This window comes from Mycobacterium sp. (genome assembly GCF_050701675.1).
In the GTDB taxonomy this organism is placed as follows: domain Bacteria; phylum Actinomycetota; class Actinomycetes; order Mycobacteriales; family Mycobacteriaceae; genus Mycobacterium.
Map to the genome: position 1 here is coordinate 1 of NZ_JBOGDD010000618.1, position 9,372 is coordinate 9,372.

Annotated in this window: 8 protein-coding genes; all 8 read right to left on the reverse strand. The window is 67.4% G+C overall.

What is annotated here, in order from left to right; translation table 11 throughout:
- On the reverse strand, nt 1–497 hold a 497-nt coding region (locus tag ACRDUX_RS19065; protein ID WP_526415584.1), incomplete at its 3' end, for an ABC transporter permease.
- Between the two features lie 10 nt (nt 498–507).
- Nucleotides 508–1,446, reverse strand: coding sequence for an ABC transporter permease (locus ACRDUX_RS19070; RefSeq protein ID WP_526415585.1), 939 nt, complete (start codon nt 1,444–1,446; stop codon nt 508–510).
- Nucleotides 1,443–3,080: a dipeptide ABC transporter ATP-binding protein gene (locus ACRDUX_RS19075; RefSeq protein WP_526415586.1), complete on the reverse strand. Its 1,638-nt coding sequence runs from the start codon at nt 3,078–3,080 to the stop codon at nt 1,443–1,445. The genes ACRDUX_RS19070 and ACRDUX_RS19075 overlap by 4 nt, the downstream gene beginning before the upstream one ends.
- Before the next feature lie 119 nt (nt 3,081–3,199).
- Nucleotides 3,200–4,417, reverse strand: coding sequence for a GNAT family N-acetyltransferase (locus ACRDUX_RS19080; RefSeq protein WP_526415587.1), 1,218 nt, complete (start codon nt 4,415–4,417; stop codon nt 3,200–3,202).
- A 47-nt stretch (nt 4,418–4,464) separates the two neighbouring features.
- Nucleotides 4,465–5,700: an acyl-CoA dehydrogenase family protein gene (locus tag ACRDUX_RS19085; RefSeq protein ID WP_526415588.1), complete on the reverse strand. Its 1,236-nt coding sequence runs from the start codon at nt 5,698–5,700 to the stop codon at nt 4,465–4,467.
- A complete protein-coding gene (locus ACRDUX_RS19090) occupies nt 5,697–6,692 on the reverse strand; it encodes a GNAT family N-acetyltransferase (protein WP_526415589.1) in 996 nt (331 codons plus the stop codon). Before ACRDUX_RS19090 ends, ACRDUX_RS19085 begins: the two co-directional genes overlap by 4 nt.
- The gene (locus ACRDUX_RS19095; protein WP_526415590.1) at nt 6,689–8,254 is read right to left on the reverse strand and encodes an amino acid permease; all 1,566 of its coding nucleotides are present in this window, start codon (nt 8,252–8,254) and stop codon (nt 6,689–6,691) included. The genes ACRDUX_RS19090 and ACRDUX_RS19095 overlap by 4 nt, the downstream gene beginning before the upstream one ends.
- A 133-nt stretch (nt 8,255–8,387) precedes the next feature.
- Nucleotides 8,388–9,372, reverse strand: a 985-nt coding sequence (locus ACRDUX_RS19100) for an NtaA/DmoA family FMN-dependent monooxygenase (RefSeq protein WP_526415591.1), incomplete at its 5' end; no start/stop codon positions are given.

Genomic DNA, 9,372 nt, shown 5'->3' on the forward strand with positions numbered 1-9,372 from the left:
ACGTAGAGCAGCACGACGCCGGTCACGAACGTGGGCACCGCCAGTGCGCCGTACGCCAACACGCTGGTGACCGTGTCGAACGGACCTCCCGGCTTGCGGGCGGCGTAGACCCCCAGCACGATCGAGAGCGTGATCCAGAGGATCAATGCCCCGACCGCGAGGCTCACCGTGACCGGAATCTTCTCCACGATGAGTTCCGTGACCGGCCGCTGAGACCGGTACGAATAGCCAAGGCTGGGCGGCCAGTTCAGCAGGCCCGTTGGCGTGCCCTTGATCTCGGGGCCCCGAATCGCGAAGTGCCACAGCTGCACGTACCACGGGTCATTGAGGTGCAGGCTGCCCGCGATCGCCGAAACCGTTTCCTCCGAAGCGTTCTCGGGGGCGAGCATGCGAGCGGGATTCTGGTAGGCGATCCGCGTCAGGCCGAACGTGATCAACACGACCACGGCCACGGTGAGGACCATGCGGAAGGTCCGCAAGAGCACGAAACGAGTCACCGGTGCCGCCTCATGACGCCGTGGGATCGAAACGGCTGCGCAACCGAGTCGCCAGCAGGTTGAAGCCGACTACGGTGACGAACAAGGCGAACGCGGGCGCGACCAGCATCCACGGCTGCGTCTGGTACAGCGCAGTGTCCTGCGCGTTGGCGATCATGTTGCCCCAGCTCGGCGTTGGCGGGCGAATGCCGACGCCGAGGTAGGACAGCGAAGCCTCGGCGATGATGTTGGTGGGCAACTGGACTGCCCAGTAGATGACGATCGTTGGCACGATGGTCGGCAGGATCTCGCGCAGCAATACCCGCGCATGCGAGGCTCCCGAGCCCACCGCGGCCAGCACGAAGGGTTTGGCCTTGACTTCGATGACCAGATTGCGGACGAGCCTGGCGAAGTAGGTCCACGAGAACAGGGCGACAACGCCGATCACGACCACTGCCGGGTTGACCAGGGTGGTGCCCGCGGTGCCGCGGTTGAGCGTCACCACGCTCAGGGCCGTAACCAGGAACGGGAAGGCCAGAGCGACGTTGGTCACCTCGGCCAGCAGGGCGTCGACGCGACCGCCGAAGTAGCCGCCGACCAGACCGACGACGACCCCGACGATCATGGCGATGGTGGTCGCCGGAATGCCGATGGCCAGCGAGACCCTCGCGCCGTAGAGCGTCCGGACCAGCACGTCCCGGCCACTGCCGTCGGCACCGAGAAGGAAGCCGTTGCCGCCGGTGATGGGTAGCCCTGCGGCATCGAGGGTTTCGTCGGGAAGCTGTTCATTGGGGCCGTGTCCCAGCAGCGCTGCGAAGACCGGCGCCAGCAGCGCGGCCGCGATGACGACGCCGATGATCACGGCGCCCGCCAACAGACCGGGATCGGCGACCGCGGCGCGCCATCGCCTTCTTGCCGGGGCCTCCTGCGAGGGAGTTGAAGCAGGGACTTGCAGAAGAAGCTGGCTCATGACGCCCGCGCACCGTCCAGTCGTGGAACGGCGTCCAGCAGCCGGCGCGTGTAGGCCGAGCGCGGACTGCCGAACACCTCGGCCGTCGTCCCGGTCTCCTCCACACCATGGGGCCCGAGCACGATCACCCGCGCAGCGATCGACGACACCACGCCGAGATCGTGGGTGATGAACAGGAAGGCGGTGCCCTTGTCGCGGATCAAGTCAGCCACCAGTCCCAGGATTTCGGCCTGAGTGGTGACGTCGAGCGACGAGAGCGGCTCATCGGCCACGATGAGGGCTGGCTCGAGGACGAGCGCCCTCGCGATGGCGACACGCTGGCGCTGTCCCCCCGACAGTTCGGCGGGGTAACGCCGCAGCAGGTCCTGGTCGACGCGGGCGTCGGCGGCGGCTTGCGCGACACGCGGCGGGATCTGGGATCGGTCGACGCCCTGGGCGAGCAGTGGCGCCGCCAGCGACGCCTCGACGGTGCGGCGCGGGTGCAGGCTGGAGTACGGGTCCTGGAAGATCATCTGCACCGTACGTCGGGCACCCGCGGGCAGCGCGGGGATGCCGTCACTCAGCCCGGTCGGGTACGTGTCGCCGTTCAGGGTGATCTCACCGGAGTCGGCGTATTGAAGACCCGCGACGATACGGCCGACCGTCGACTTTCCCGAACCGGATTCGCCGACCAGTCCCACGACTTCGCCGGCCGCGATGGTGAAGTCCAGTCCGTCGATGACGTTGCGCCGGGGGCCGCGGGCCCTGGTGCGGTAGGACTTCCGCAGGTCGCGCACCCGCAGCAGCGCAGGACCCGACGTGCCGACCGTCGCAGGCAGTGCCTGGGCAATGTGATCGACACTGTGCAGTCGCGACGCGGCGAGCAGTTCGCGGGTGTAGTCCTGTGTCGGAGCGGCGTAGATGTTCTGCCGCGAACCAGATTCGACGACCCGTCCGTCCTTGACCACGACGACGTCGTCGGCGATCTCGGCGACCACGCCAAGGTCGTGGCTGACGAACACGATGGCGGTGCCGTGATCGTGCTGCAGTTTGCGTAGCAGCGAGATGATGCCGGCCTGGACGCTGACGTCGAGCGCCGTCGTGGGTTCGTCGGCGATGATCAGCGCCGGGTTGAGTGCGATCGCGATGGCGATCATCACCCGTTGTCGCATTCCGCCGGAGAACTCTGCCGGGTGGCTTCGGTAGGCGTGCGCCGGGTCGGCGATGCCGACCTCGTCGAGGAGGTTCTCGACCCGTTTGCGTGTCTCTCGCCTCGTCGCGGCGCGGTGAACGCGAAAGACTTCCTCGATCTGCCTGCCGACCGTCTTGAACGGGTGCAGATTGCTCTGTGGGTCCTGGAACACGAACCCGATGTCCTTGCCGAGGATGCGTCGCAGCGCCTTCGGGGTCAGGGCCAGCAGGTCCTGATCTGCGAAGCGCACATTGCCGCTGACGTCGGCCTTGACGCCGAGCAGGCGGGTGGCCGCCAATAGCGAGGCGCTCTTGCCCGAGCCGGATTCACCCACGATCGCCAAGGTTTGACCGCGGTCGACGGAGAAGTCGAATGCGCGCACCGCTGGAACGATCTGCCGTCCGCGGGCGCGGCTTCCGGTGTGGATGGTGACGGCGAGATCGGAGACCTCAAACAGTGCCATCGCGATAACTCGAGGCTGTCTCCACCGGTGGCCGGAACATGGATTGATCCTGGGTGGCGCGCAACGGCTCGGCAACGGTTCTGCTCAGGCGGAAGCTAAGTAGCTCCGGATGCGAAGCGTTAGAAGTAGATTCCGGCGTGCGGTGCGGGCCACCAGCCGAAGAGCGCATCGGCTTCGGCGAGGGCGCCGGCGTCACGGACGTCGACGAGCCCGGCCAGCGCCAGGGCGTTCCAGGTGGCGGCTCCAAGGAGTACGGCGCCAAGGGCCGCCACGCCGATCGCCAACGCGGCGGGCGACTCGGTGGTTCGGACCCCGCCTGCTGAGATCTCGAACGTCGCGGAGTTGTGCGCCAGGAGCGGATCTTCGACGACGACGGCGACCGAGCCGTCACCGGCGAATCGCCGTGCATCGAGGGCCGCTGCCACGTCGATCACCCGCAACCAGGTCTCGTCACGGGTGCCGGTGACCCGCGCCGCCCGTCTGTCTGTCAGGAGCCACGGCAACGGATCATCGAGGGGTAGCGACGTGAAGACCAGTCTGTCGACGAGGTCGAGGTCGATCAGGAACCGCAGCAGCCCGACGTAGGCCTCGGGCGTCGGGGCGTAGAAGTCGTCGACCACCACGGAGCGCTCGGAACTGGTGAACCACCCGTCGGTCCCCACCGGGTGGTAGCGCACGAACCCCGTCTCGGATCCGGGTTCACCGTGCAGCCCGACGTGACGGGCACCCGGATCGCCATCCGCGCGCAACCGTTGGTTCTCCCACCACACGGCGGGCCTGCCGATGCTGCCGGGGCGCTGCGGTCGCGTCCGGTCGTGAATGCGCGGCAACGCATCCCAGGACACGGTGGGGTCGACGAGCCGCACCGGTCCGCCACGCGGCACCCCGGGCCGCAAGGCAGCGCCCGAGGTCAGGACTTCGACGGTCTGCGAGGTGCTTGCCACTCCGTATCCGAACCGCTCGTAAATCGTCGCCTCTGATGCCCGGAGGCTGGCGACGACCTCTCCGCGGGCATGGAGGTCCTGCAACTGGTGCGTCATCAGCTCGGTGGCGATGCCGCGGCGGGTGTGCGACGGCAAGACCCCGACGTGGGTGACCGCGGCATGGGTCACGCGCCGCCCACCCGGCAGGGTCAGGGTGCTCGCGGCCGAGTCGCTGGTGGCCACCAATTCGTCGTCGACGAACGCACCCAGCGTGCGGCCCGGCTCGACGAGCTTGCCGACGCGGCCGGGCTCCAGTCCGGCCAACGGTGGGAAGCCCACCATCGCCGCGCGGAACACGTTGGACGCCGCGATGAGATCCGTTTCCTCGCTCAGCGCGCGGATGTCGGCACTCATGGCATGGCCTCGAGGATGATCAGTGTCGTCGATGCCACGACCACGTCTCAGTTGCCCTGTCCGCCGCGGCCGCGGGCGGCGAGGTCGGGCACCGGGTCCTTCTCGTTGATCAGCCAGTCGCCGAGGATGCGGGCCTTGTACACCCGGGGGTTGTGTGACGCCAGGGTGCGGGCATTGCGCCAATGGCGGTCCAGCGCAAGCGCTTCAGATACCCCCGATGCCCCGAGCGCGTCGAATATCGTGGTGGTGGCCGCCAGGGCTGCCGCGATGATGACCAGTTGAGCCTGGGTCACCGCGACTTCGGCGTCGATCAGCCGCCGGCGGGCGTGTTCGCCGTCGCCGTCGATGCGACCGGTGACGATGTCGTCGAGGGTTCTGCTGCTCTGGTTGAGGGCGGCCGATGCAGCGAAGGCATCGGCCGATACCTGACCGATCACCTGCAACAGCTGAGCGTCCTTGGTGGGCGATTCGTCCAGGCCCTGCGGGTAGTTGCGACCGCGGGCCTTCAGTGCGGCGCTGCCGTCCCGTAGGGCCGCCCTGGTGATTCCGGTCAGCACCGCGAGCATGGCGATCTGATAGAAGTGCGCCTGATAGCCGAACCGGTCGGCGGCGGGAAACACGTCGCCCGCCTCGGCGCGCACACCGTCATAGCGCGCGGAGCCGCTGGCGGTGGCACGCTGGCCGAACCCCTTCCAATCGTCGATCAGCGTCACACCTGGGTCATCGGCGCGGACCAGCGCAGTCCACAGCGCCCCGTCCTCTCCCCTGCCGAGAACGTCGAGCCAGTCGGCGTAAAGACTGCCCGTGGCATAGTATTTCGCGCCGTTCACCACCCAGTGGTCGTCCTCGACGGTGACCGTCGAGGCCAGGTTGGCCAGGGTCAGGTTGTTGGCCTCGGTCCAGCCCCCGCCGACGAACGCCCCGGAAATGAAACGCTTGATCCAGGTGTCGTTGTCGTCCGATACCGGCGCGTTGAGCCGGTCCTCGACGAACGCCAGGTGGTTGCGCCAGATGTGGGAGACGTTCGCATCGGCCTCGGCCAGTTCGGCGAGCAGCGCGAAGGTCTGCTCGAGCGAAGCACCGAGACCGCCGCGCGCTTCGGGAATGCGCAGCGTCCCGAAGCCGGCGTCGTTGAGCGAGCGAACCTGCTCGTGCGGCAGGGTGCGGTCGCGCTCGCGCTGCACGTTCCCCTCGGCGATCGCGGCGAACACTGGCTGAAACTTAGCCCGCAGTTCGTCGGTCCTCGCCGTCGGCTCGGTCAAATAGGTCGTGTTGGAGCTCATCCCGTCTCCTCACTGGAGTCGATGCGGTAGGCGGCCTCGTGTTCGACGGCGACGTAGCCCAGCCTTTGGTACAGCAGGTGCGCCTTGCTGCGGTTGTCTATGTCCGTGCCCAGTGATGCCACCGAAAGCCCACGCCGACGTGCCGCGAGCCAGATCTTGGCGAGCAGCAGTTCGGCGATGCCCCGCCGCCGGTGGTCGCGGTGTACCCCGATGTAGTCGGTGTGCGCACTGGTCTCCTGTGCGTCGCCTGCCCCCGCCGTGTAGGTCGATCCCAGCACGTAGCCCACCACCTGATCCGCGTCATCGATCGCGGCCAGGCTGAAGTCGGGTGTGAAGGCGCGGCTGTGCAGGTGGTGCTCCCACTCCTGCGGCGTCTTGGACATGTTGCCGAAGTGCTCGTCGAATGTGTCGTACTGAAGTCTGCGGACCTGCTCGGAGAGTCCTCGCTCGAGCACCTCGGGCCAACTGAGCACCCGTAGTCCGTCGATCGTGGCGGCGGCGAGAGCGTCGAGATCTTCTGCGGCGAGCGGCTTTCGGGTGCGAATGAACTGGCCTTCGCGGTGCGCGCCACGGCGCTGCAGTGCTTCGATCACCCGGTGCTGATCGGAGCCGATGAAGACGCGCAGGTACGCACCCACCAGCGCAGCGCTCTCGCGATGGAAACGGTCGACCGTCACGTCGACGATGTCGTCGAGCACCCAGTTCGGCGTGGCGGGATCGAAGACGAAGTCGGCGAGGATCTCCGGCTCGACCCCGTGCGGCTGGTGCAACGCCGCATAGCCGCGGACGTGGCCTGCCGCGTCCAACACCGTCACGGCCGCGTCGGGATACGTCGACCCCAATTGTTCCGCGACGTCACGGGAATCGGCACCGAACTTGCGACCGCCCAACCCCGTAGTGGTGGCAAGGAAGTCAGCGATGCGCGGGTAGTCGATCGGTGTGACGGCCACGGCCGACCACCGTTGGACGCCGCGACTTTCGAGGACCGTCATGGCGCGACGGGCTCCTTCTCGTTCTCGCGTGGCTGCGAGTCGTCGTCCCCGGCACCCGCGGAGTGACCGGTGAGCACCTCGCGGATTCCGTCGTCCGCCAGTCGGCGCTGCTCCTTCTCCGACAGCGTCTGGATGGTGCCCACCCGCTTGGCCACGTCGGGCCTGCTGCGCTTCAGGTAGGCGTACCAAAGGACCGCAGCGAGCAGAAATGCGCCGAATACGAACGGCAGGATGTTGAAGGGATACTCCGGGACGGGGTAGAAGTTGCTGAAGATCACGTACGCCAACCCGAGCGTCGCCGCAGCCGACACCGCCAGCCGAACAGGTGTCAGCGCCTTGATCCGGTACAGCCAGATCGGCGTGGCGATGACCACCAACAGGTAGCTGATCAGGAAGCCCCAGTTCGACACGTAACCGCCGTACACGTCGAACACCAGCCGTCCCGCCGAGCTGAACGTCGCGACGATCGAAAACGTCAGTGCGAGAGCGCCGACGAACACCACGCCGACCCACGGGGTCTTGTGCGTGGGATGCACCCTGCTGAACACCCTTGGCAATGCGCCTTCGTGCCCGAAGGTGAACAGGGATCGGGCGGCTGCGGTGGTGACCGCGGTGACGAACACGATGAACGCCACCCCCACCGCGGCGCTGACGACGTAGTTGACCCACGACACCCCGACCGTGTCGGCCAGCTGCGGAAGCACCGCCTTGTCGCCGTCGATCGCGCCGAACTGAAGGATCTGCGGGTACGTGCCGAAGATGTACAGCACGCCGATCAGCAGCACGACCCGCAGCAGGGAGCGGGCGATGTTGCGGTGCGGGTCCTTGGCTTCCGCGCCGAGCGAGGCGACACTCTCGAAGCCGGCATAGGAGCCCACCGCGGTCACCGCGGCGATGAACGTCGCGCTGCTGCCAAGATGACCGAGATCCCACTGTGCCCAGTCGACGTGCCATCCGTAGCCGATGTAGGACGCGATGATGATCACCAGGATCGATGCGATGGCGATCAGTTCGAAGGCGAGCTCGTACTTGGCGGTCACCGACACCCCGCGGAAGGGCAAATACACCGCGGCGGCGACCACCACGATCACCAGCAGGAGCCGGAACCAGGCCGACTGTGAGCCGAGGCCGATCGATTCGAGGAACGAGTCGAGGTAGAGCACCCCGCCCAGGGTTCCCGTGACCGCGAATCCGATGTACCCGAACAGCAGGCTGAAGCCGGCCGCGAAGGCGAAACCGGGACCTAGGCCGTTCCCGGTATAGGTGCCCAGCGAGCCCGAGGACACGGTGCGCTTGGCCTGGAAACTGATCGTCGTGGCAATCAGCACCACGATCACCAGACCGATGACGGCGGCCCAGGCCGCCCCGCTTCCCGCCGCAACGAACAGCGAGAAGGGCACGACCGCCAGGGCCACACTGGGCGCTGCCGCCGCCAGCCCCTGGGCGAATACGCCCCACGGCCCCAGCGCATCTCTTTCCAGCCCGGTGGACTCGGCGGTCGTCAGCGTGCGGCCGTCGACCTCGACGATCTCGCCATCTCCTGGTATCGACGTGGTGGACACGACGCCTGCCTTTCCGGCCGCTCCAAGAGGCCGTGCCGAACCGACCCGTGTGCCCGTAATCGACAGGCGCACAGGTTGTTAACCTGAATGTGATCCTCCGATCACGATGCCTTGACGACGCCGCTGGCGGCAGTCATCGAATCGACGAGATTCTTTCTTGAAGGCCAATGGACCGGAAGGCAGTCCCGGGGTGGTCGGGCGGCAGGAGTGCCGAGCCGTCGGTGAATAGCCTCTGCCGCAGAGTGGTCGGGGCGTCGCCCTCACGCACGCGTCCGCGTCGGCGCAGTTCGGGGATGAGGTGCTCGGCAACGTCGACGAAGCTTCCCGGCGTCACGTGGTAGGCGATGTTGAAGCCGTCCACTCCCGTGCTGTCGGCGTAGCTCTCCAGGGCGTCGGCGACCGTGCGGCCCGACCCGACGAACAGCCGCCCACCGAATCCGCCCAGCCCACCGACGTAGTCGCGCAGGGTGATCCGCTGACGGTCCCCCGGTTCGGCCACCGCCGCCAGGATCGAGCGGCTGGCGTCGGTGTCGAAAGCCCGAATCGGCTCGTCCACCCCGTACTCCGACCAGTCCACACCGCTCAACGCGGACAGCAGCACCAATCCGCCCTGCAGGTCGTGATACGCCGCCAAATCGTCAGCCTTCGCGCGGGCCGCCGAATCGGTGGTGTCGGTGACGATCTCAACCGACGTGATGAACTTGATGGACGCGGGGTTGCGACCGAGCGCCGCGGCGCGGCGACGGACGTCGTCGATGTTGGCACGCAGCACCTCTGGTCGTGGATCGCTGGCGAACACGACTTCGGCATTGCGTGCGGCGAATTCGCGTCCCGCCTGCGACGTGCCCGCCTGCAGCAGAACGGGTGTGCGCTGCGGCGACGGTTCCACCAGATGCGCACCGGGCACGCTGAAGTACTTGCCTTCGTGTCCTATGGCGTGCACCTTCGACGGGTCGGTGAAGACACCGCTGACCGGGTCGCGCACCACCGCACCCGGTTCCCAGGAGCCCTCCCACAGCTTGTAGGTGACTTCGAGGAATTCCTGGGCGATGGCGTAGCGCTCGTCGTGCGCGATCTGGCGGTCGCGACCCAGGATGTTGCGCGCGGCACTGTCCAGC